The sequence below is a fragment of the Microbacterium sp. DT81.1 genome, from assembly GCF_049844955.1.
GTDB lineage: Bacteria > Actinomycetota > Actinomycetes > Actinomycetales > Microbacteriaceae > Microbacterium.
This window is the reverse complement of record NZ_JBNCMA010000002.1, coordinates 667,877-690,903: the sequence shown is the minus strand read 5'-3', so window position 1 is coordinate 690,903 and position 23,027 is coordinate 667,877. Positions and strand designations below refer to the sequence as shown.

The window sequence follows — 23,027 nt, the reverse complement described above, 5'->3', positions numbered from 1 at the left end:
TGTGGCGGTTTTCAAGACGATAGCACAAAATACGCCGCGGTGGGGTAAATTCATTTGCACGGACGAGGGAGCAGAATGACGAACGAGTCGGGGGCCAACATTCGCGGCCCATACGCGAAGTCCGCGGGTGTTCGCCAGCGCATCCTGGAGGCCGGCATGCAGGCGTTCGCCCAGGCCGGCTACTACGCCACATCGCTCAACGACATCGCCGACCGCGCCGGGATCAGCCGACGCGGACTCGGACACCATTTCAAGAGCAAGGAGGAACTGCTCACCGCGGTCCTCGATCAGCGCCAGGACGAAGACGCCGAGCTGATCCGCAACACCAGCGGAACCGACTCCCTCGCAGCCGTGCTCGCCGTCTCCACTCACAACACAGAACGCCCGGGCCTCATCCAGCTGTACAGCCTTCTCCGTGCAGACGCGACCGCCGTCGAGCACCCTGCGCACGAGCACCACCGGGTGCAGTACGACGGCCTCCGCCTCTACCTATCGCGAGCGTTCGAAGAGGTGCGCGCTGCCGGCGAGCTCATTTCGGAAGAGGACTCCGACACCCTGGCCTCGACTTACCTTGCCCTCATGGACGGTCTGCAGATTCAGTGGCTCTATAACCGCGCCGGCACCGATATCGACAGGGTGCTCCGCGCATACCTGAAGAGCGTGATCCCGTCCTTTCCAACAGGCGCCGATGCCCGACAGACGGCGTCATCGACGACTCGCTGACCGTCGTACGCACCTCCGGGCATCCCTCCGTTGCCGGGGCGCCAGTCGAACCCCGCGGGACCCCGCACCCAACTGGCTACTACGTCGCCCGTCGGTCTGGGCACGGTAATCGATTCCCTACTGCGGATGAATTACGACAAGCGATCCATCCGCACGATTCGGTGGCGTCCTGTCCGGGAAACGATGGAATCAATCAGCCCGCGGACACGCTGCGGCACACAATCAAGGAGTCACGTCATGACCGAGTCCACCCCCACCCAGCAGATCCTCGCCGCCACCTTCGCCACCCCCGACGGAGCATCCCGCGCCGCCGCGGCGGTCGCATCCTCTCACCTCGAGAAGGTTGCCAACACCGCCGTCCTCTACGTCAAGCCGGACGGCACGCCGAAGTTCGTCGAATCGAAGGACTGGGGAGCCGGCCGCGCCGGATTGGTCGGCGGCGCCATCGGACTCATCGGCGGTCCGCTGGGCGTGCTCGCCGGCAGCACCATCGGCGTGCTCGCCTCGAGGCTGCGCGACATGGGCTTCAAGAACTCCGAGCTCGAGCGCCTCGGCGCGACCCTCGCCCCAGACCAGTCAGCGGTGGTCTTCGACATCGCCACCGACGCCGTGCAGAGCGCGACGGGCATCCTGGAATCTCTCGACGCGACCCAGATCGTGACGGAAGACGTGGATGCCGGCGTTGCGGCGCTGTTTGCACTCGAGTCGAGCAGCTGACCCGCCACTTGGGCAGCGCGCCAGCGGCACGCTGAGGGCCTTCGGTGGAGATGTCGACCAGCACGGTCGCTTATTTCCCGGAGGCCCTTTCGTGCGGGCAGCTCTCGAGAAAATGTGCCGGCTCGGTGTCCGTTAGCCGGGACCCCGGGTGTCCTATCTGCCAGTCGCGGCCAGTATTTCGTCCGCAGAAGTCGTGGCCGATCGTGCAGCCCTCACAACGCTGTTCCGTTTGACCGGTACGGGGAGTCGGAGCAGAAGTGCCCCGGGGTCGACGCTGAAGTGGCCGCTCGTGGTCAGGCCGATAGGGTCGCCGTCGATCTCGGCGAGCACGGGATGATCCAGCTCGAAGTGAAAGTCCTTCCCTCCCCACTGACCCAGCGATGCGGCGCCGTTACGTACGCCGGCGGCCACGTCGACGGCCACTCCCATCCAGCCGATCACGGCCTTCGGTTGCAGCATCACGAGTTCCAGAAGCTCGTCATCGAGTAGTGCACCCGTGGCCAGCTCGATGTTCGCGACAACGGAGCTGCAGTTGCAGGCGAGCACCATCAGAGACTCACGCGGAGGATGGGGCTCACCATCGACCGTCAGTGTCGCCGTGAAGCTCTTGCCGAACATCCTCGTTCCGCCGGCGACGACGTACGCGCCCCACCCGACGCGCTTCTTGAGGCGGTCATCTGTCTGCGCCATGATCTCCGCATCCAAGCCAACACCGCTCATCACGACGAATACATGCTCCTCACCGTCGTCGAAGGTGGCCAGACCCACGTCGATCGCGCGGTCCTGACCGAGGAACGCCACCTCGAGCGCCTCCTCTACCGAGTCCACCGGGATGCCAAGGTTGCGGGCGAGCAGATTTCCGGTGCCGCTGGGTAGCAACGCGAGCGACACGGACGTGCCCCGGAGGACGCTCGAAACGGCGCGCACGGTGCCATCGCCCCCCATGACACACACCAGGTCCGGGTTCGTCGCCAGTGCGGCCAGTGCTGCGGCCACCCCGAAGTCGTCTCTGTCCGTCTCGAACCATCGCGGCTTGCTCCAGCCCGACGCGCGAGTGTACCGCTCCACCCTGGTCCGGGTCCGGTGCAGATCGACGACTTTGCTGGGATTGACCACGATTGCAACGGTCCGCTGCGCGGGCACGTGCTCCTCGAGGGAGTGACCTGCGTTGTCATGCGGCATATTCAACGTCCTCCATGTACGACAGCCATCAGCATCAGGTTCACGGCACCAGCCCGGCTTGGAAGGCGAACACCACGAGCTGGGCGCGATCGCGGGCGCCGACCTTGGTCATCGCCCGGTTCGCGTGCGTCTTCACGGTGAACGGGGAGACGAACATGTCCTTTGCAATCGCCGCATTGTCCAGACCCGACGCTGCGGCGATCACGACGTCACGCTCTCGTGGCGTGAGGGCGCGGAACCGGTCGGCCATCACCGCATCCACCTGACGTGGCTGCTCCGCGGCGACGTGGTCGATCAGGGCCGCAGCCGCGGCGGCGGAAAGGGTTCCGCCGCCGGCGGAGACCTCTTCGATCCCTGCCACCAGTTCCGATGGGCTGACACCTTTGCTGAGGAATCCGTTCGCACCGGCGCGGAGGGCGGCGAACACGTTGGCGTCGTTGTCGAATGTGGTGAGCACGATCACCCGCACGTCCTCGGGGGGTGCGAAGGCCCGGATCCTGCGGGTGGTCTCGACCCCGTCGATCCCCGGCATCCGGATGTCCATCATCACGACATCCACGTCTTCACGCTGCAGAAGGTCGATGGCCTGAAAGCCGTCACCTACGTCAGCGATCACCTCGATTCCGGACGACGCCTCGAGAATCGCTCGCAGCCCGACGCGGATCATCTCCTGGTCGTCCACGAGCAGCACCCGGATCACGGCGTCAACCGGCCATCGGCGCGGACGGTGACGCGCAGCAGGAAGGTGTCGCCGTCGTCGGTGATCACGACGCTCCCGCCGGCCGACTGCGCACGTTCATGCATCCCGACCAGACCGAACCCTCTTCCCGCGGAGCGGACCGCCACCGCGTCGCGGGCGTTTCTGCATTCGATAGTGATGATCCCACCCACTGCAGAGACGGTGAGGTGGACGGTCCCGGCCCCGTAACGGTGGGCGTTGGTGAGAGCCTCCTGAACGATGCGGAAAACCGCGGTATCGACAGTTGCCGAAAGAGTGCTCGGCATCACCCCGACTGCGGCGTCGACGTCCAGCCCGATCGCCTGGTACGAGTCGATCAGCCCCGGAAGGTCAGCTACCCCGGGAGTCGGCTGACCTTCGTCGGCACTGCTGTCACCTCGGCGGAGCACCGTGAGAATGGCCTGGGTTTCGCGTAGCACCGCTTGCGTGCCCGACCGCGCTGCCTCCAGCGCCGTGCGGGAGGCCTCTGACCCGGCGGGAAGGTTCACTTCGGCGACACCGAGCTGCACACTGACGATAGCCACCTGATGACCCACAACATCGTGCAGGTCCCTGGCGATGCGGATGCGTTCCTCCGCCACCCGCCGGTTCGCTTCGCTTTCACGGGATGCCACGGCGTCCCTGGCTCGCAGTTCCAGCGCCGCCCAGTACCGGTCGCGATTGAAATTCGCACTGCCCAGTCCTGCCGCCGCCAGCGACAGGCTGAAAGCGGCCAGAGCCGACGCATCCAGCCAATCCAGGCCACTCACGTACACATCCGCCAGATACATGCTGACCCCGGTCACCAGCCCCGCCAGCAGCGCCCGCGCGCCACGGACTGTGAGCGACAGGACGGTCAGCACGGCGATAGTCCACGGCAGTACCGGGTTCCAGACCACCAGACCCCACGCGCAGGCCAGTAGGACCACGGCCAGCCCCGGCCAGGGGAAACGCCGGGAGATGATGATGCCGACTGCCGTTACACCGAGAGAGACGTATCCAGCGGCCGGCCCGCTCTGCACGGCCAGCATGCCCACACCAACGAGGATCGCCAGGAGCGACACGATCAGAGCGGCCCGATCGTAGACCGCGGGCGGAGGAGCCCATCCCCGCCGGCTCGCCCAGGCGGCGTCTTGCTCGGTGCGCAGCATCCTGTCATCCTCGCTCACGGCACTCGGCCGCGCACCAAACTTTGTGGGGTGCACCGGCCGTTCACGAGCCAGGAGAGCCATGTCAGAAGCCATGGGCGAGCGCCTGCAGCCCGACCACGCCGAACCCCACCAGGATTAGCCCGCCCAGAGCGAGCAGCTGCTTCCACCATGCCAGCGGGGCACCGTTGATGGCGAGCCAGCCGATCACCCCGAACGTCGCGACATAGACGATGATCGTCGCCGTCAACGCCGCAGCCAGGGGCAGCACTCCGGTGGCCGCGAGGAGCAGCAGAAGGGCAGGCGCAAGTACGGTACCCAACCCTCCCGCCGAAGTCCACGCTACGAGGGCGAACTCCGGGCCCGTGTGCTGAACACCGTGCACCGCGAGGTGCGCCACGATCTCCGCCACGAATCCCGCGATGATGATGCCGAGCACCCCGAGCACCAGTGCCCCCAACGCCTGTCGCGCTTCGGAGTGCCCGTCGAGCAAGATGACGACGACGATCGCGAACCCGGTGAACGACGCGTACACCGTCTCTTTGAAGAACAGCTCAAAGGCCCGCTCGCGGCCACGCATCCGCATCCGGCGCCGCATCCGCCACTGCGACCAGGATTCGCCCCGATCGGTCCGAAGTTCGGTCGGCGGCACGTGCATGCCTTCGTCCCGATCGTTCACGAGGCGTCCACCCGAGTGCTCTCACGCGGCCAGGTCGCGGTCAGCGCGGCGACGATGTCCGAGAGGTCTTTCGGAGTCACATCGACGAACATCATCGCGACGGTGCCGTGCAGGCGCACATCACGCCGGTCCGCAGCAAGGGTCGCGTATGACGGGTCCGTGACTCGCGGCGCATGGTGATGCGTGACGGGAAATGCCGGTTGCGCGTGCGCCGTCGTGGTGATGCTCATGAAACCTCCGTGGCTTGTGGGGATGCTCCCAGCTTTCCCCGGGGCGAGGGAGGTCGCATCGTTCAGACGCGGGCAGTCTGTGTACGACGTCTGCAGTAGACACTCCAGCGCCCTAAAGCTCGGCGCACTCCGCGACCTACTCAGCCTGCCAGGGCTCTGCGGCGCGACCCCCGAACCGACGTCATTGACGACTTGATCGAGGGTGCCTGCCGACAGGTCCGCTCCGCCAACGTGGGAAAGGCGTACGCCGTCCGTTTCCGGCACTTCGAACCCAGTGGCAGGCGACGCGGCCAGACCGGCCAGCTCGGTGTCGCATCCGAGCCGCAATGCAGAGGTTCCTCCGGGCTCCCGTATCGTCGTGGCGCGAAGAGGATGGGGAAGCGCTCCGTACCCATCTCGTTGTCCAACTGCTGATCGGCGACACTGTTCAAGATGCGAGCGTTGTGATGAACGCCAAAGGGGGTGGCGGGCTTTCGCCAACCACCCCCTTCTTCGCGGGCGTCGTCCGCGCTTGTTAGCGCCTGACCGTGATCAGGGAGACGCCAGTGGCGGGCTGGACCGTTTCGCTGCCGCCGTAAGACACCTTGATGGGGTGGATGCCGCGACCGAACGTGCCGATCGGGACCGTGACCTTTCCGCCCGAGAGTGTGCCGGCGAAGGACTTGCCGTCGACCACGACCGTGACCTCGCCTTCCGCTGTCACGCCCTTGGCCAGCGCAGTCACGCGGACCGACAGGGTGAACTCGGTCGTCGTGGTACCCACGACCTTGTTCGGGACCGCCAGCACGACGGCCGATGTCTTCACGAAGACCGCCGCACTGGTCGCGGTTCCGGACGGCCCGGACTTCGGCTTGGCGGTCACGGCGACGCTCAGGGATGTGCCCTGATCCGCCTTCGTCACCCGGTATTCGGCCTTCGTCGCCTTGGAGATCGGCTCGCCGTTCCGTAGCCACTGGTACGAGAACGTGACACCATCCTCGTTCCAGACCCCCGGATTGGCGGTGAGCTTCTTGCCCAGCACCGGGTCACCCGTGATGCTCGGCAGCGTCGTCGCGACAGGACCGTTAGCATCGAGGTTCATCGTCGCCTGCAGCGGCAGATCCCGCGAGGACGAACCGACCGAGACGGTGTAGTCGCCGTCCACGATCCTCCATGCGTCGGCATCCACATCCCAGATCGAGAGGGGGTGGTTGCGTGCTTCCGAGTCCACGACGACCTCGACGGTGCGCTCCTCGCCTGCTGCGAGCTCGATCCGATCAAAGCCGATCAGCCGCTTGCCGGGCTCGCCGGCGGCCTCCGGGAAGGTCAGGTAGACCTGCGGGATCTCCGCCCCCGCGACATCGCCCGTGTTCTTGACCGCGAAGCTCACGGTGGCTGTTCCCGAAGCTGTCGCCTTGTCGGCGGTGGCCTTCACCTTGAGCTTCGAGTACTCGAACTCCGTGTACGACAAGCCATGGCCGAACTCGAACAACGGCTCGATGCCCTGCTCGTCGTACCACTTGTACCCGACCTGCAGACCCTCGGTGTAGTTCACCTGGCGGATCTCCGTGGAACCCTCTGCCCGCACGGTTGACCCGTCGGCGAACACTCCGGGGTACTGCGCGTCGCTGCCGGCGGTGGGGAGGTCGTCGACCGTCTTCGGGAAGGTCACCGGAAGCTTGCCCGAAGGATTCACGTCGCCGAACAGCAGGCTGGCGATCGCATCGCCGCCACCCTGGCCCGGCCACCAGGCTTGCAGCACTGCCGGGACGCTCTCGACCCACGGCAGGAGTACCGCTCCGTGGGTTTCGAGCACGACGACCGTGTTCTCGTTGGCGGCCGAGACTGCCTCGATGAGCGCATCGCCGCCGCTGAACAGGTTCAGGTCGGGCAGGTCGAAGAACTCACCAGCAGTGTTGTACCCGAACACCACAACCACGTCGGCGGCGGCCGCGGTGGCTGCCGCTGCGGTGAGGTCGCTACCGTTGTCGAAGACGACGGTGTTGCCGTCCTCAGCAGCGCGCGCTGTGATCGCATCGAGCGGCGAGGTGCCCTCGCACTCGTAGATCGAGGGCGGCGCCCCCGGAACGCCATAGAGGGGGGCGCTGCAAGAGGTCCTGGCGCTGACGCCTTCCGCCGTCGGCACGTCCGACGCGGTGGGACCGATCACAGCGATGGTCTGACCCTCCGCCTGAATCGGCAGGGTCTGGTCTTCGTTCTTCAGCAGAACGGAGCCCTTCTCCGCGATCTCCATCGCGGTCGCGTGATGTTCGGGCGTGCGCACGTCCTCATCACGGCCCGTCGGGGGAAGCTCGTAGTCCTGGATTCCAGCCGCGAACTTCGCGCGCAAGACTCGGAAGGCGGCCAGACGGATCTGCTCTTCGGTGATCTCGCCTGATGCGAGTGCGGCCTCCAGAGCCGGCGGCGTGTAGTAGAGCGGCAAGCTCAGCTCCTGGTCCAAACCTGCATCCAGGGAAGCCGCCGTCGACTGCTGCGACCCGTTGTCCGACACGGCGAAGCCCTCGAATTGCAGCTGGTCACGAAGTATCGTGGTCAGCAGCTCGGGGTTCTCGCAGGCGAAAATGCCGTTCAGTTGGTTGAACCCGCACATTACGCCCGCAGGCTCCGCCTCGAACGCGATCTCGTACGGCAGAGTGTAGAGCTGGTGCAGCGTGCGCTCGTCGATGTTGGACGAGCTGGCTGCCCGATCGAGCTCCTGCTGGTTGCCCACGAAGTGCTTCAGCACGGACGCGACTGGCTGGCCCGGGTTGCTCTCCCGCATGGACTCGATCCACTCCCCGGCCAGAACACCCGCAAGAAGCGGATCCTCACCGAGGTACTCCGCCCCGCGACCACCCCAGGGATGGCGCACAAGATCGACTCCTGGAGCGAAGATCTGGTTGTACTGCTTATCCCAGGCCTCCTCCGCCATCGCGTCGCCGCGTTCCCGGATGAGCTCGGTGTCCCAACTGGACGCCTGACTCACCGGCGACGGAAACGCCGTGCTGCCGAGGACATAGGAGATTCCGAACGGCCCGTCCGTGTCGGCGTTGAACAGAATGCACTCGGGGTGCTCGGGATACGTCACCGGGGGCCCCGGCGGGTGCCCGAGCCCGCCGGCGGTGGGGATCACGGTGTCGTCGATATTGTTGGCGGCCGCCTCGTTGAGCCAGCGCATCTGCTGCTGCACCGATGATGCGTCGAGCAGCAGGTTCGCCCGCTCTTCCGGAGTCTTGGTCGGGTCCGTCCACGGACAGGCCGGGTCTGTCGGCGCGGCCGCCGCTGGCTGCGCGAGGAATGCACCCCCCGAGAGGATGAGGAGGGCGGTGAGCGAGGCGGCTACTGCGCCGCGCCCTTTATTTCGTATGGTCATGGTCTTCCTGTCGTAACGCTGGAATGGCAGGGAGCGGCGACGTCGTCGCCGCCGCTTTCGGAACAAGGGGCTCGAGCATCGCCTCATCGTGTTAGGCGCTCATCGCAAGACGAAGATGTCTTGCGCGGTCCCCAGAGCGCACAGTGGGTGACTGTAGCCCCTCATAGTAGACCGGTATACGAGTTTTGTAAACCGGTTGACGCGAGGTCGGAATCTCCGTAACGTGGCGGGTCTCTGGCGTGCGGTGCGGCAGCAAGGGCTTCCGGCACCGCGCCCCGACAAGGACGAAGGAGCATCATGAGACGGTTGCTAGTGGCTGCGATGCTCGCGGCTGTCACGTTGGTGGTGACGTCGTGCACCTCCCCGACAACGCCTCAGGCGGCCCCCCTCTCGGCGGCGGATTTCATCAAGGCGAGCGGCAGCGTGCTCAAGACGGACTCCGGCTCCGGGTCCACCATCAATCTGCGGGGAACCAATGTCGGCGGCTGGCTCGCGCACGAAGAATGGATGTCGCCGCTCGGAGAGTTCGCGGTGGATCGGACCGGCTGGTCCGCTGCGGCCTCCTCTGGCACCGCGTCGAGGGCGATCGACGGTTCGCGTTCGGCACGGTGGACTACTAATGCCAATCAGGGCGGAGCCGAGTGGCTGCGTCTGGATCTCGGGGCCAACACGGTGTTCAATCGGCTTTCCATCGATAACAGCAACACCCCCGGCCAGTACCCGCGGAATGTGACCGTCGAAACGTCGATGAACGGCACCACCTGGGTGAGCGTGGCCAATCAGGCAGGGATCGATGGTGTGACGACGGTGCGGTTCAGCCCCCAGGTCGCTCGGTACGTCCGCGTCAACCAGACCGCGACCGCGGCGGCGCCGTGGTCGGTGGGCGAAATCAACCTCTTCTTCGATCCCGTGCACCGCAATACCGGCTTCACCGCGGCGGCGTCCGCCACCGCCGGAGGGGCGACAGCGTCGAGCGCGCTGGATGACAATCTCTCCACCGCGTGGCAGAGCGGTGCCCCTCAAGTGCCGGGGCAGAGCTTCACCGTCGACTTCGGTCGCAATGTGGACATGGACAGGGTGCTCTTCGACGCGGGTGCCGCCACCGCAAGCGATTACCCGCGCAGCTGGGAGGTGCTCACGTCGTGGGACAACGTCACCTTCACACCTGTGGCGAGCGGCTACGGCAAGAATCGGGTGATTCAAGCGGACTTCAATGGATGGAAGAACGCTCGCTACCTGCGGATCATCAACCAGGGCACGGCACCTCAGTGGTGGTCGATCGCCGAGATCGCCGTGTCGAACGGGAACAACCTGAATCTCCACGGGCGGGTTGTGACCGCCTCGGCAGGCTCGTCACCCGGCAACATCCTCGACGGAAGTCCGGCGACGCGCTGGACGACAGGTGCCCCGCAGGTGCCCGGGCAATGGATACAGGTCGACCTCGGAGCGCTCGTCACGCTGAACACCGTGTGGATGGACACTGCGAAGAACACGGCCGATGAAGGCGACTTCCCTCGGGGATACCGGCTGGAGTTGTCCCGGAACGGCTCCACGTGGAAGACGGTCGCGACAGGTATCGGCACCCCGAAGGCGACGAACATCAGCTTCGGTGCGCAGGCTGCGCGGTACTTCAGGCTCACCCAGACTGGAACCGCGCCGCAGTGGTGGTCGATCGGCGAATTGAGCGCTGGTCTTTACAACGACGACTATTCCCTCAACAACACCCTGACCTCGCGCTTCGGCACGACCGGGGCGCAGACCGTTCTCGACGCGCACCAGGATGCATGGCTCACCGAGGCAGACATCGACAACATCCAAGCGGCCGGCCTCAACCTCATCCGCGTCCCTATCGGCTGGAACACGTTCCTGAACCTCGACGGCTCATGGAAGTCCAACCCCTGGGAAAAGCTGGACTGGCTGATCGACGAAGCATCTCAGCGTGGGATCTACGTGCTGCTCGACCTGCACATGCTGCCCGGTGGAGCCTGCTCCTGGGGGAGCTGCGGTCGCTACGGACCGTACCCCAACGAGTTCTGGCTGAACGACACGTACCAGGATTGGACGGTTGATATCTGGGAGGCGATGGCCACCCGTTACAAGGGGGTCCCTGGCGTGGCCGGTTACGACCTCATCAATGAGCCGCTTATCGACCCGAGCGAGGATGCCGACGACCTGAAGAAGAAGAACGACTTCTATGACCGGCTCTACGATGCGGTCCGCGCGATCGACCCCGACCACCTGATCGTGCTCGGCGCCTTCCTCGGCATGGACGCGGTCGCGCATCCGTCCACCTACGGCTGGACGAATGTCATGTACCAGCTCCACCCCTACGACATGGGCAGCCCGACGGACTGGACCGCCCAGGATCGGCTCGTCACGAACGAGCTCTCCGCCCTCCCGGCGCGACTGACCGATCCGGGTGTCCCGCTTTTGAACGGCGAGTACTCCCTCTACTACAACGACGATGTCTGGGCCCGCTTCATGGCCGGGATGAACGCGTCGAACGTCTCATGGTCCAACTGGACGTACAAAGTCAAGGGCGCGGCAGATCAGTTCGCCTACTGGGGGATGTACAACGACAACCCGCGGCCGATACCGATCATCAACAGCGACGATTCCGCCACCTTCATCGCGAAGGTCGGCCAATTCGTCACGAGCAACTTCACGAAGAACACCCGGTTCGTGGAAACGATCAAGAAGTATGCGGGAGGACTGTCCACTTTCGCCCCCGTCCCCATCGGTCACGAAGGGTGGTCGGCGACGGCCTCCGCCACCTCGTTCGACTCCTCCGCGGCGGCAGGAATCGACGGCGCGAACAGCGCCGCCTGGTACAGCGGTCGATCGCAAGCCGGCGGCGAGTGGTACCAGATCGACATGGGCGCGATTCACACGGTGGCGATGGTCACCGTCCAGACGCCGCCGGACGCGCGTTGGGACTACCCGCGCGGGTTCATCGTGGAGACCTCCACCGACGGCACGACGTGGGCCTCGGCCGCGAAGGGCGTCGCCTACGGGTGGAAGCGCCCGATCTCAATCGCCCCGACGACCGCGCGATACATCCGCATGACGCAGACCGGGACGGCCCCGCAGTGGTGGAGTATCGATGAGGTCACCGTCTACTCGTCATACTGATCGCTGGAAAGGCCGGATGCGGCGTCGAAAGCCGCATCCGGTCCCGTCTCATAAGACGACGAAGGGCGCGGTGAGAAGATCATCGTCGCGGGAGCTGCGCCCGACCAGCAGCTCGAATTGCCCTGCTTCGACTACCCGGGTGCCGGTGGCATCGACGATGGAGCACTCGCCCACGGAGATGGCGATGTCCGCGGTCACGGTCTCGCCGGCGGGCACCGCGACCTGGGTGAAAGCCTTCAGCTCGCGGTGCGCCCATGTCGCACTGGTCACCGTGTCGGCGATGTACGCCTGAACCGTCTCGAGAGCGGGGCGGGTGCCGGTGTTCGTGAGGGTGACGGTGGCGTGTACCTCACCGTCTCGCGGGAGCTCGGTCTCAGCCAGGCGAAGGTCGGAGTATTCGATGGTGGTGTAGCTGAGTCCCTCGCCGAATGCAAAGAGCGGATCCTGGGTCAGGTCGGCATAACGCTCGCCGTGTTGCCCACGGACGGTGTTGTAATACACCGGGAGCTGTCCCGCGTGGCGGGGAAACGAGATGGGTAAGCGTCCGGAGGGCTCGATGACGCCGGTCAGCAGTTCGGCGATCGCGCGGCCGCCCTGCATACCGGGATTGAAGGCCTCGATGAGTGCCGCGGCCCGTTCCGCAGATGGGGGAAGCACGGACGGCTTGGACTGGATGAGCACCACGATGACGGGTGTACCTGTGTCGAGGACTGCGTCAAGGAGCGCCGTCTGCGCTCCCTGAAGTTCCAGAGTGGCGGTCGATTTGCTCTCCCCCGTCAAGGCAACCGTGTCGCCAAGGACCACGACGGCCCAATCCGCCGCCCGGGCGGTCTGCGCAGCCGCCTCGATCCTGACAGGGTCCGCGGCGGCTGGGACGAAGATCTTCGGACGCGGCTGGCCATCGCGCAGGACATCCCCGGCGGGGTCATCCACCTCCTCGCCGATGTCGGCACCCCGCGAATAGGTCACGTTCCACTCGGGCGCGGTGAATTGCCGTAGTCCGTCGAGCACGGTGGTCGTCAGTTCTCTGGGCTGCCCGGTGGGCAACCAGTTGATCTGCCCTGACGCGCCCGCCCAGTCGCCGAGCTGCGCATGCGAGTCGTCCGCGTTGGGACCGATGACGGCGACTGTCGGCGTCGCGCGGGAAGTGCTCGGCTGCAGCGGCAGTATGCCGTCGTTGCGGAGCAGCACGAGCGAGCGGCGGGCGACCTCGAGGTTGATTTCGGCGTGTTCAGCGCTTCCGATCACCTTCTGTCGAGCGGGTTCGGGATGCCGGGCATCGTCGAAGAGCCCGAGCTCGAACTTGAGCGTGAGGATCCTGCGTGCGGCGTCGTCGATCCGGCGCTCGTCGAGCAGACCTTGCCGGACGGCGTCCTGCGCGGCGTCGAAGAACTCCGGGGTGGTCATGACGAAGTCGTTGCCGGCTTCTACAGCGACGACGGCGGCCTCCACGTGGGTCTCGTACAGCTTCTGCTCCCACACCATGCGGCCCACGTTGTCCCAGTCCGTGACCAAGGTCCCCGAAAAACCCCACTCGCCTTTGAGCACGTCGTTCAGCAGCCACTTGTTGGCCGTGATGGGGACACCGTCGATCGCTTGGTAGCCGAGCATGAAGGTACGGCACCCGGCATCCACCGCGCGCTGGAACGGGGGGAGGAACCAGGAACGGAGCTTGCGCGGGCTCAGGTCGGCTTCGCTGGCGTCACGGCCGCCCTGCGTCTCGGAGTAGCCGGCGAAGTGCTTCGCCGTCGCGAGCACCGCAGTGGGATCGGACAGACCGTCTCCCTGATACCCGCGGATCATGGCAGCACCCAGCTCGCCTATAAGGTGGGGATCTTCGCCGAACGTCTCGTCGACGCGACCCCACCGAGGGTCGCGCGCAATGCACAGCACCGGCGAGAAGGTCCAATGCAGCCCGGTCGCCGACACCTCGACCGCGGTGGCGCGCGCCCCGCGCTCTATGAGTGTCGGGTCCCATGTGCAGGCCATGGCGAGCTGGGTAGGGAAGATGGTGGCGCCCGGCCAGAAGGAGTGGCCGTGGATGCAGTCATCCGCCATCAGCAGGGGGATGCGCAGGCGCGTCTTGGCAACGAGGTCCGCCGCCTCCATAATGCGCTCCGGCGAGGCATGCAGCAGCGACCCAGCGAGCTTATGCGAGACAAGGTCGTCCAGGTCGCCGCGGGCGTCGAGCTGCAGCATCTGCCCGACCTTCTCGGCGAGGGTCATCCGCTCGAGCAGGTCCGAGACCCTCATGGCGGGCGGTAGCGATGCATCGAGATAGGACGGCGTGGCCGCGACACTTGTCATTTTCGCTCCAGGGCTGGTTGGTGGGGTTTCTGTACGAGTGGCCGCAGTCTTTTGCGGAGGGATGCCGGTGAGTGGTGCTACGCGACCAACCGCTCGACGAAGAGGGGACTTGCGAGAATGAGCGAGTACTGGCCCGACTCGAGCTCGCGGTCCTGCTCGCCAGGCCATCGGACGACGGCCGACGTGCCCGACGGCACCGTGACGTCGAGGGTCACACTCGCTTCCGTACGCTCCCAGGCGACGGCCACGACTCCATGTGGCGTGCGAAGCGAGGTGCGTGCCCAGTCGATCCCGTCGGCAACGTGGGGGGCGACGAGGATGCGCGCATATCCAGGCTCAAGGGCCGCGATGCCGCCAATAACGCGGTGCATCCAGTCCGCGACGGCGCCCAGCGCGTAGTGATTGAAGCTGGTCATCTCTCCGGGATTGACGCTGCCGTCCGGAAGCATGGAATCCCAGCGCTCCCAGATCGTGGTCGCGCCCATCGTCACCGGGTAGAGCCACGACGGGCATTCCCGCTGCAGCAAGAGTCGGTACGCCGTTGCGGCGTGTCCGGTGGATGTCAGCGCGTCCGCAATGAACGGCGTGCCCGCGAAGCCCGTGGAGATGCGGTACCCACTACGTTGGACCAGCTCGGCAAGCCGCTCCCCCGCCCACCGCGCATCGTCGTAATCGAGCAGTCCGAACACGATGGCGAGGGAGTAGACGGTGGTGCAGTCGCTGAGGATGCGACTGCCGTCGACGTACTCGCTATGGAAAGCCTGACGCAGTCCATCGGCAACCGCGCGGAATTCCAAGGCCTCGGCGGTGCGGCCCAGCACCTCGGCTGCAGCCCGGATGCGGTCGGCAGTGCGAAATGCGCAGGCCGTGGCCACGACACCCCGGTCGGCCTTTGCGTCCCCGGGGCGGTCTGCGGGCGCATCCGGATCAAGCCAATCCCCGAACTGGAAGCCGGTGTCCCACACCCCGGAGGGTGAGAGCAGCGACTGCACCCGTCGGCCGTGAGCGAGCATGGACTCGAAGGACGCCTCCAGGATCCGTTCGTCGCCATAGGCCTCCCAGAGCGCCCACGGCACCCACACCGCCGCGTCGCTCCAGAAAGCCGCAGCCTCGCTTGCGCCCGCGCCCTCCTGCGGCGTGGACGCGTACTTCAGCACGTCGGGCACGATGTAGGGCACCAGGCCGTCGCGGTCGGACTGTTCGGCGGCAAGGTCCTGCAGCCAGTCTGCGAGGAAGGCCTTGACGTCGAAGAGGAATGCCGCGGTCGGTGCGAAGGCTGCGATATCGCCTGTCCAGCCCAGACGCTCATCCCGTTGCGGGCAGTCGGTTGGGATGTCGATGAAGTTCCCACGCATGCTCCGCACCACGTTGTCGTGGAGCTGGTTGAGATCGGGCACTGAGCACTCAAAGCGGCCGATGCGTCGTAAGTCCGAGGAGATGGCGACCGCCGTGAGGTCACCGGTCGCGATCGCCTCGATGCCCCCGGGCCAGCCGGTGATCTCGGCGTACCGGAAGCCGTGAAAGGTGAAGGTCGGCTCGAAGGTGTCGTCTCGGCCGCTGAGCGTGAAGCGATCGGTTGCTTTGGCCGACCGTAAGGGCTTCACGGCGAGCTCGCCACGATCGAGCACCTCCGCGTGTCGCACGGTCACCACCTCCCCCGCCGCACCACGAACACGCACCTTCACCCATCCCACGATGTTCTTCCCGAAGTCGACGAGCACCGCTCCGGACGGGCTGGTCCAAATCCGTTCGGGCGCCATCTCATCGACGCGCCGCACCGGCGGGGACGGATCGGGCGTGAGTTGCTGGAGGTCGTAGTCCACAGTGTGCACGTGGGCCCAGTTGGGGTCGATGAATCCCGGCGACATCCATGCTTGGTCGAACTCGCGTGCGTCGATCGCCTGCCCGTCGTAAAAGTCGTTGAAGGTGACCGCGCTCGGCCCGGCAAGCCAAGTCTCGTCGGTGGCCACGATCTGCTCGTGGCCGTCGGCGAACCGGAGTCGGAGCTCAGCGAACGCGGCGACTTCGTCACCGTATGGTTGGGTCTCGATCCACCCGAGTCGCCCTCGCCACCACCCGTTGCCCACCGCGATTCCGATGGTCGACTCTTCGTCGATCAGGCCGGTGACGTTGTGCTCGACAAAGTGAAGTCGCCACTCGTAGCTCGTCCACCCTGGGGTCAGGAGCGCGTCGGACACGGGCACTCCGTTGATCCACGCCTCGCAGATGCCCAGTGCGCTCATCCGGAGTCGCGCGGAGATCAGCGGTCCGTGTCTAGGGTCGAGGCGGAAGTCCCTCCGGAACAGCGGAGCTGTGTCGTGCTCGACGTTCGCGGCGGCGATAAAGCGGGCGGAGGGGACGGTCATTCGTGACTTTCTGCGAGGAGGAACTGAGCGGCGCGGCGCGCCGTCAACCTTTGAGTCCGCCAGCGAACCCCTGGACGATGTACTTCTGCAAGAAGAAGTAGGCGATCAGGATCGGCAGGATGCTGATGATGATTCCGGCGAAGATCAGGTTCCACTGAGCGCCGTACTGGCCGACGAAGCCGTAGATGGCGACCGTGATCGTCTGCTGATCCGAGCCAGACAGATAAAGCAGGGGCGTGAGGAAGTCGTTCCACTGAGCCACCGCCGTAAGAATGATGATCGTGCCAGTGATGGGCCGCACCAGAGGAAACACCACCGACCAGAACGTTCGGAAGGCATGAGCGCCATCCAATGCCGCCGCTTCTTCATACTCAGCCGGCAATGCTCGCATGAAGCCCGCATACAGGAAGATCGAGAACGGCATGCTGGCACCGACTCCAACAATGATGACGCCGGCGAGCGTGCCAAGCAGGCCGAGGTCCCGGATGGTCTGGTAAAGCGGAAGCAGGGCAAGCTGGGCAGGCAGCAGAAGTCCGGCGAGGAAGGCGAGGTAGGTGATTTTCGACCACCGCGCCCCCAACCGGGACAGCGGGTAGGCCGCCGCTGCAGCGAAAACGACCGTCAACACGACGATGAAGCCCGTCACGATGGCGCTGTTGATCAGGGCTGTTCCGAGCCCGCCTTGCTCCCACGCGTCGATGTAATTCTGGAAAGTCGGTTGCTGCGGAAGTGCAAGCGTCGCACTTTGATCACCAGGCGCCTTGAGCGACAAGTTGACCAAAACGTATATCGGAATGAGGAAGAGCACTCCGATCAGGATCGTCCCGACCTCCAGGACTCCCGTTCGCCAGGTGTATTTCTTCATGTCAACGCTCCTGAAGGGCGAGCAGTCGGTACTGAATGATGGAGGCCACCGCGACGAAGATCGACAGCACGACCGCCAGGGCGGCTGCGTATCCGAAGCGTCCGAGGGAGAATGCATTCGAGTAGATGAGCGTCGAGATAGTGTTGGTGGCCCCACCCGGCCCACCTTGGGTCATAACGAAGACCTGATCGAAAAGTTTCAGTCCGCCGATGAGCGAAAGCATCACGTTGATCGTGATCGCCGGGGCGAGAAGAGGCCGCACGACAGACCAGAAGCGTCGCACCGGGCCGGCTCCGTCGATGGCGGCCGCTTCCAGGACCTCCTCGGGGATACCCTGGAGCCCGGCGAGGAAGATCACCATGGAGTATCCGACGAACTGCCAGAACACCACGAAGATGATCGACCAGATGGCGATGTCCGGGTCTCCGAGCCAGTTTTGCTGGAGCGCACCAAGCCCGATGGCCTCGAGCATCTGGTTGATCCCGCCGTCCGGTGAGTAAAGGTTCTGCCACAGGAATCCGACGGCGATCGAGGTGATCACCACCGGGGCGAAGATGACGACGCGAAGGACGTTGCGTGACTTGATTTGAGAGTTGACGGCCAGCGCGATCAGCAGACCGACGGCATTTTGGATCACAGTGACCGCGAATGCGATCAGAAGAGTGTTCCTCACGGCGACCATGCCGTTCGGGTCGGTCAAGATCCGTGCGAACTGCTCCAGACCCACCCAGCTCGGATTCTGAGAGACGCCGTCCCAGTCGGTGAAGGCGAACAGGCTACCTCGGATGCTGGGATAGACGACCGCGAAAATGTAGAGGGCAGCGGCAGGGAGGACGAACCACCACACGGTGTGGGCGAAGCCCCGATAGCGACGCCGTTTCGGTGCCGGCTCGTTCGCGAGTACTGCTGATACTGGTATTGGTGCTGGCGCTGTGGCCATGATCATTTCCTCACTTCTCTTCGTTGAGAACGGGTCGCGGTGCGATGCTTCGCAGCGAAGACATCGCACCGCGGCCCGTGGTGATACAGCGGGGGGTTAGCCGTTCCAGGCCGCGTCCATCTGCTCCAGGAGCTCAGCAGAGGAGGACTGGCCGCCGATGAAGGCCTGCAGGCCAGAGATGTACGTGTCGTTCACAACGGCGTTCGGCCAGGTCTGGTCAGGGAAGGCAACGGTCAGATCGCTCTGAGCCTGTTCGGCGACGCCGGCCAGGGTCTCCGGCGGGGTGTAGCCCTCAACTGGCCCGCTGGGGAAGATGCCGGGGTTGTTTTCGACGGCGATCTTCAGCCCTTCCTCGGAGAGGTAGAGGTCGACGAACTTCTTGGCCAGGTCGATGTTCTTCGACTTGGCGTTGACGCCGTAGCCGGCACCCAGACCAACCGGGAGAACCGTCTCCGACGGGTCGTCGGTGGCGGGGAACGCTGCGGTCTGGAACGTGGTCCCTTCCGGGGCCATCTCCTGGATCGTGTTGATCTGCGGGCTCACCGTGATGATTCCGATCGCTTCGCCGTCGGCGACCTGGCCCTGCGCGATGTCCAGCGCGGTCCCGGTGGCGTCCTCGGTGAAGCACCCCGCGTCTACCAGTTCGCGGTACTGCGCGAGGGCAGTTGTCCACTCGGAGTCGCTGAAGGTCGCGTCACCGGCATACTGCTCATCGACGAAGTCGGGGTCCGGACCGTAGAGGAGGGAGGCGGTCAATGCGAAGGGGACGGTGTGGTAGTTCCCGCCTGCCACTGCTGCGAGTGCGTACGCCACTTTGCCGGCGTCCTTCGCGGTCGCGCAGAGCTCGAGCACCTCGCTCCAGGTCGTCGGCGCGGTAGCGCCGACCTCTTCAAGCGCCTGGGTGTTATAGATCGCCGGGATGATCGTGAAGGCGTTCGCGCCCATCAGGATCTTCCCGTCCGCGCCCATCACGGACTGGTTCGCATCGTTGTAGTTCGACACCCAGGGCGAGTCGCTCAGGTCTTCGAGGTAGTTGCCCTTTGCGAGGGTCTGCGCGGTGATCGGGTTGCCGTTGCCGGGGAAGACCACCACGATGTCGGATGCCGTACCCGAAACCAGCTCGGTATTGATCTGCGTCAGAATGCCGGGCCAGGGCAGCCCGGTGTAGTCGATCGTGACACCGGGGTTGTCCTTCTCGAACTGTGCGATCAGGGCCTCGGCGATTCCGTCGTCAGCCCATCCCGACATCGTCAGGACCGTGTCGCCATCCTCGCCGGAACCGGACTGGGTGCCAGCCGAGCACCCGGCCAATGCGAGGCCCGAGATCGCAGCGGTCGCGAAGATCGCGGCCGCTCTCTTGGAAATGCGGTACATGCGTTTACCTCCTTGTAAAGTGCGCAGGGACGATCCCCAGTGCGGTGGTTAAGTAGACCGGTCTACTATTGCTGCATGGTCTGCGCTGTGAAGAATGTAGCTGACAGGGGAGCATCGTGTCAACCGGTCTACGAATATTGCGTATACCAGTGCACGGGGCACTGATAGTCTCGGGGTACAGAGGCGTAGCAAAGGCGGATCAAATGGATGCTGGAACCGTTGCGGGGTCCCGTCGGCGCCCGTCCATGGACGACGTCGCAAAAGCTGCGGGTGTGTCCAAGGCGGCTGTCTCCAAAGTCATCCGCGACGCGTATGGCGTAAGTCCCGCAATGCGGGAGCGCGTCGAGGCGACAATCCGAGAGCTCGGATACCGCCCACGAATCGCGGCGCGCGCCATGCGTGGGTCGAGCTTCAGCATTGGGCTGGAGATCCCCAACTTCAATAGCGAGTTCTTCACTCAGGTCATGCAGGGCGCCGCCGCCCGGCTGGCGGGCACCAGCTATCAACTTATGATCGCCCCCGGGCTCGGGGAGTTGAGCGGAACACCCGTGTTAGAGAACCTGGCGGACCGGCAAGTCGACGGAATCATCGCCATCTCACCTGAGGTGAGCCCGGAGTGGCTCGAAGAGCTCGCGCAGGATGTCCCGATCGTCCTCATCGGTCGACACGATCGATCGAAGAACTACGACACGATCACCAACGATGACGACGCCGGCACCCGCCTGGCGATGAACCATCTGCTGAGCCTTGGCCACCGCCGGATCGCCCACCTCACGCTTCGCATGCAGTCAGAACGGCGAGACGCCGAACCGCCGCACACGATCCGTCGAGATACCTATGAGTCCGTGGCTGGAGACGCCGGCCTGGAGGGGCTGGTTGCGTACTGCGCTGCCGACGCGGGCGCCGCGTATGAAGCCGCGAAAGAACTCATTGAGGCGGATCCGACCATCACCGCGATATTCGCGGGCAATGACAGCCTGGCCATCGACGCCCTGCGTGCCGTCGTCGATCTCGGCTTGACCTTCGAAGACGTGTCGGTGGTCGGATACGACGACATCCGCATGGCCGGCCACCCCCTGATTTCGCTTACCACCGTGAGCCAGTTCGGCGAATTGATGGGGCAGGCGGCGATCGATCTGCTGATGGAGCGAATCCGCACTGGTCGCACCACCCCACGGCATCGTGAGCTGCAACCCGAGCTGCGCGTGCGATCATCGACACAACGGGCGAAGGCTCGCTTGGGAAACGTGGAGTCCGGCGCCGACGCCGCCTTCTAGTTCCACCACCCTTCTGGGCACGACCGCGCAGCGCACCCCCCATCTATGACATGGGCGCACACTGAACCCGCACCGACAATACGAGCATCGGCGTCGTGACGGCGAGCGCCGTCATGCTGATATGACTCGCGCTGAGAATGTCGCCGTGCATGAGGTACGGGGCCCGATGCCTCCGGTTCAAGCGATGTCCTGACCGATGGTTCGAGATCTTGGGCCGGTCTGCGCGGCACGAGTTGGCTATGACCGTGGGCTCACCCGAAATGGCGGCGCGGCAAGCGCCCCGCGCCGCTATCCCCGCGCCCTCGCAATCTTCCGGCGGCACGCAACGGGAAAGTCCCGCGGAGACTATCTCTTCGCCAACCAAGCAGGTGGGGAGCTGCAGGCAGGTGTCGTGCCAAAGTTCCCGCTGGGCTTCCCGCGCCACGCCCTGCGGCACTTCGCGGCATGAACGTGCCTGAGGCTCGGAACTCCCGTGCACGAGGTGGCAAGGTATCTCGGCGACGGGCCACGGACGGTCCTTGCTGTGCATCCACACGTCCTTGCGAGCAGCATCGACGCGCTCGCGTGCGAAGACTTGCGGCGCGGAGGAATCCATCGAGGAAGAGGCGAGACCGCCGGGGGTCACCTGGGGGTCACTTGGAGAAGCTCCGCGTGCTCGACTTGGCGCTACGGGTCAGCTGAGAACCATGAAACTCCGTTCTACCAGGGTTTTTCAGCGAGACAGAGGGATTTGAACTCTCCGCCCTTTCGCACCTGCGGTGGGCAAGGTACCCACGGTAGGAAGCCGAGCGGGACCGCAGAACCACGCGGATCCAGAGCCCATGCCGAGGGCGGAAACGACGTTGTGGGTAAAGAACGAGTAAGCGACACGCCGCGTCAGCTTTACTCAGACTTTACTCAAACGACGATCAGCGCCACAAAATATGGCGCTGATCAGGCATAACTTGGCGGTGACGGTGGGATTTGAACCCACGGTAGGGGGTTACCCTACACAACTTTTCGAGAGTTGCACCTTCGGCCGCTCGGACACGTCACCGCCGAAGAGTTTACGTCACACCGACCCGCGCCGCGAATCGACCGCCGACACAACCCGCCCCGGCGGCCGCGGCATCCGTCACGCCAGCTCGTCCGTCGCTCCCGCGAGCAGCTCGACCACGCGCTCCGGCTCAGGGTAGCCGACCGCGTACACATAGGTCGCGGTGAAGCCGAGAGCGCTCAGGTCCCTCATCGTCGAGGCGACGGTGGCCGGAGTCGACTCCGGGTCGACGGGGATCATCGCCGTCTTCTCGATGTCGTCGTAGTTCCTGCCGACGGCGTCGCAATGCGCGCGCAGCACGTCGAGCTTGCGCGCGGTCTCCGGACTGAGACCCAGGTTGCAGGCATCCGCGTACTGCGCCACCAGGCGCAGCGTCTTCTTCTCGCCCCCGCCGCCGATCATGAGATACGGATGCGGCCGCGCGATGCTCTGCGGGGAGTTCAGCGTCCGCTCGAGCTGCCAGATCGCGCCCTCGTAGGGCTCCTCCGAGTCCGACCACAGCTGCAGGCAGATCTGGATCGTCTCCTCCAGCTGCCGGAAGCGCTCTGCCATCGGCGGGAACTCGAAGCCGAGCCCCTTGGACTCCTGCTCGTTCCACGCGGCGCCGATCCCCAGTCCGACGCGTCCGCCCGACAGCACGTCGAGCGTCGTCACCTGCTTCGCCAGCAGCGCGGGTTCTCGGTAGATGACCCCCGTGACGAGCGTATGCAGCAGCGCCTTCTCGGTGTGCGCGACGAGAAACCCCAGCGTCGCGTACGCCTCGAGCATCTCGTGCTCGACCGGTCCGATGCCCGGCAGCTGCCAGAAGTGGTCCATCACCGTGATGCGCTGGATGCCGGCGGCCTCGGCGTTGCGCACGTGCGCGGCGAGCGCCGGTCCGAGTTGCCGCTGCCCGCTGCTCCACGTGTAGTCCGCGATGTGAAGTCCGAATTCCATGCCGAGCGTTCCATCCTGTCGACGCCGGATGCCGTATCCGGTCCT

At 65.2% G+C, this 23,027-nt stretch carries 16 protein-coding genes and 1 tRNA gene; 4 read left to right on the top strand and 13 right to left on the bottom strand.

Features of this window, described 5'->3' with window-relative positions; genetic code table 11:
- Positions 1-75 precede the first annotated feature (75 nt).
- On the top strand, positions 76-723 hold the full coding sequence (locus tag ACLQ2Q_RS08455) for a TetR/AcrR family transcriptional regulator (RefSeq protein WP_425819924.1): 648 nt from the start codon (positions 76-78) through the stop codon (positions 721-723).
- A 237-nt stretch (positions 724-960) separates the two neighbouring features.
- Entirely contained in the window at positions 961-1,440 is a 480-nt protein-coding gene (locus ACLQ2Q_RS08450; RefSeq protein WP_425819922.1) for a DUF1269 domain-containing protein, read from the top strand.
- Between the two features lie 153 nt (positions 1,441-1,593).
- Here the strand turns inward: ACLQ2Q_RS08450 and ACLQ2Q_RS08445 are convergent, their stop codons facing one another.
- The 6 genes from ACLQ2Q_RS08445 to ACLQ2Q_RS08420 all read right to left on the bottom strand — a co-directional run bounded on the left by ACLQ2Q_RS08445 (position 1,594) and on the right by ACLQ2Q_RS08420 (position 8,749).
- Complete coding sequence (locus tag ACLQ2Q_RS08445) at positions 1,594-2,583, bottom strand: diacylglycerol/lipid kinase family protein (RefSeq protein ID WP_425819920.1); 990 nt, start codon at positions 2,581-2,583, stop codon at positions 1,594-1,596.
- Between the two features lie 79 nt (positions 2,584-2,662).
- A complete protein-coding gene (locus ACLQ2Q_RS08440; RefSeq protein ID WP_425819918.1) occupies positions 2,663-3,322 on the bottom strand; it encodes a response regulator transcription factor in 660 nt (219 codons plus the stop codon).
- Complete coding sequence (locus ACLQ2Q_RS08435; RefSeq protein ID WP_425819916.1) at positions 3,319-4,491, bottom strand: sensor histidine kinase; 1,173 nt, start codon at positions 4,489-4,491, stop codon at positions 3,319-3,321. Before ACLQ2Q_RS08435 ends, ACLQ2Q_RS08440 begins: the two co-directional genes overlap by 4 nt.
- Positions 4,492-4,573: 82 nt before the next feature.
- A complete protein-coding gene (locus tag ACLQ2Q_RS08430; protein WP_425819914.1) occupies positions 4,574-5,167 on the bottom strand; it encodes a hypothetical protein in 594 nt (197 codons plus the stop codon).
- A complete protein-coding gene (locus ACLQ2Q_RS08425) occupies positions 5,164-5,397 on the bottom strand; it encodes a hypothetical protein (protein WP_425819912.1) in 234 nt (77 codons plus the stop codon). The genes ACLQ2Q_RS08430 and ACLQ2Q_RS08425 overlap by 4 nt, the downstream gene beginning before the upstream one ends.
- Before the next feature lie 514 nt (positions 5,398-5,911).
- Positions 5,912-8,749, bottom strand: a complete 2,838-nt coding sequence (locus ACLQ2Q_RS08420) for a glycoside hydrolase family 3 C-terminal domain-containing protein (protein WP_425819910.1) — start codon at positions 8,747-8,749, stop codon at positions 5,912-5,914.
- A 297-nt stretch (positions 8,750-9,046) separates the two neighbouring features.
- Here ACLQ2Q_RS08420 and ACLQ2Q_RS08415 point away from each other — a divergent pair, with 297 nt between their 5' ends.
- Positions 9,047-11,881: a discoidin domain-containing protein gene (locus ACLQ2Q_RS08415; protein ID WP_425819908.1), complete on the top strand. Its 2,835-nt coding sequence runs from the start codon at positions 9,047-9,049 to the stop codon at positions 11,879-11,881.
- Positions 11,882-11,929: 48 nt separating this feature from the next.
- Here ACLQ2Q_RS08415 and ACLQ2Q_RS08410 read toward each other — a convergent pair whose 3' ends face one another.
- From ACLQ2Q_RS08410 to ACLQ2Q_RS08390, 5 genes are all read right to left on the bottom strand, one after another.
- Positions 11,930-14,134, bottom strand: coding sequence for a glycoside hydrolase family 3 N-terminal domain-containing protein (locus ACLQ2Q_RS08410; protein WP_425819906.1), 2,205 nt, complete (start codon positions 14,132-14,134; stop codon positions 11,930-11,932).
- Positions 14,135-14,265: 131 nt separating this feature from the next.
- A complete protein-coding gene (locus ACLQ2Q_RS08405) occupies positions 14,266-16,554 on the bottom strand; it encodes a family 78 glycoside hydrolase catalytic domain (protein WP_425819904.1) in 2,289 nt (762 codons plus the stop codon).
- 43 nt (positions 16,555-16,597) lie between these two features.
- Entirely contained in the window at positions 16,598-17,419 is an 822-nt protein-coding gene (locus ACLQ2Q_RS08400) for a carbohydrate ABC transporter permease (protein ID WP_425819902.1), read from the bottom strand.
- A gap of 1 nt (position 17,420) precedes the next feature.
- On the bottom strand, positions 17,421-18,359 hold the full coding sequence (locus tag ACLQ2Q_RS08395; RefSeq protein ID WP_425819900.1) for a carbohydrate ABC transporter permease: 939 nt from the start codon (positions 18,357-18,359) through the stop codon (positions 17,421-17,423).
- 96 nt (positions 18,360-18,455) lie between these two features.
- Complete coding sequence (locus ACLQ2Q_RS08390) at positions 18,456-19,733, bottom strand: ABC transporter substrate-binding protein (protein WP_425819898.1); 1,278 nt, start codon at positions 19,731-19,733, stop codon at positions 18,456-18,458.
- Between the two features lie 245 nt (positions 19,734-19,978).
- On the opposite strand from ACLQ2Q_RS08390, the gene ACLQ2Q_RS08385 reads away from it, so the two are divergent.
- Complete coding sequence (locus tag ACLQ2Q_RS08385; RefSeq protein ID WP_425819896.1) at positions 19,979-21,010, top strand: LacI family DNA-binding transcriptional regulator; 1,032 nt, start codon at positions 19,979-19,981, stop codon at positions 21,008-21,010.
- Positions 21,011-21,955: 945 nt separating this feature from the next.
- Here ACLQ2Q_RS08385 and ACLQ2Q_RS08380 read toward each other — a convergent pair.
- Both ACLQ2Q_RS08380 and ACLQ2Q_RS08375 read right to left on the bottom strand, forming a co-directional pair.
- A tRNA-Ser gene (locus ACLQ2Q_RS08380) sits at positions 21,956-22,046 on the bottom strand.
- A 78-nt stretch (positions 22,047-22,124) separates the two neighbouring features.
- Positions 22,125-22,982: an LLM class F420-dependent oxidoreductase gene (locus ACLQ2Q_RS08375; protein ID WP_425819894.1), complete on the bottom strand. Its 858-nt coding sequence runs from the start codon at positions 22,980-22,982 to the stop codon at positions 22,125-22,127.
- Between the last annotated feature and the right edge of the window lie 45 nt (positions 22,983-23,027).

Coding starts and splice junctions, on each gene's coding strand:
- ACLQ2Q_RS08455 (WP_425819924.1), top strand. CDS start 76: ATGACGAACGAGTCGGGGGCCAACATTCGCGGCCCATACGCGAAGTCC.
- ACLQ2Q_RS08450 (WP_425819922.1), top strand. CDS start 961: ATGACCGAGTCCACCCCCACCCAGCAGATCCTCGCCGCCACCTTCGCC.
- ACLQ2Q_RS08435 (WP_425819916.1), bottom strand. CDS start 4,491: ATGCTGCGCACCGAGCAAGACGCCGCCTGGGCGAGCCGGCGGGGATGG.
- ACLQ2Q_RS08425 (WP_425819912.1), bottom strand. CDS start 5,397: ATGAGCATCACCACGACGGCGCACGCGCAACCGGCATTTCCCGTCACG.
- ACLQ2Q_RS08420 (WP_425819910.1), bottom strand. CDS start 8,749: ATGACCATACGAAATAAAGGGCGCGGCGCAGTAGCCGCCTCGCTCACC.
- ACLQ2Q_RS08415 (WP_425819908.1), top strand. CDS start 9,047: ATGAGACGGTTGCTAGTGGCTGCGATGCTCGCGGCTGTCACGTTGGTG.
- ACLQ2Q_RS08410 (WP_425819906.1), bottom strand. CDS start 14,134: ATGAGGGTCTCGGACCTGCTCGAGCGGATGACCCTCGCCGAGAAGGTC.
- ACLQ2Q_RS08405 (WP_425819904.1), bottom strand. CDS start 16,554: ATGACCGTCCCCTCCGCCCGCTTTATCGCCGCCGCGAACGTCGAGCAC.
- ACLQ2Q_RS08400 (WP_425819902.1), bottom strand. CDS start 17,419: ATGAAGAAATACACCTGGCGAACGGGAGTCCTGGAGGTCGGGACGATC.
- ACLQ2Q_RS08395 (WP_425819900.1), bottom strand. CDS start 18,359: ATGGCCACAGCGCCAGCACCAATACCAGTATCAGCAGTACTCGCGAAC.
- ACLQ2Q_RS08390 (WP_425819898.1), bottom strand. CDS start 19,733: ATGTACCGCATTTCCAAGAGAGCGGCCGCGATCTTCGCGACCGCTGCG.
- ACLQ2Q_RS08385 (WP_425819896.1), top strand. CDS start 19,979: ATGGACGACGTCGCAAAAGCTGCGGGTGTGTCCAAGGCGGCTGTCTCC.
- ACLQ2Q_RS08375 (WP_425819894.1), bottom strand. CDS start 22,982: ATGGAATTCGGACTTCACATCGCGGACTACACGTGGAGCAGCGGGCAG.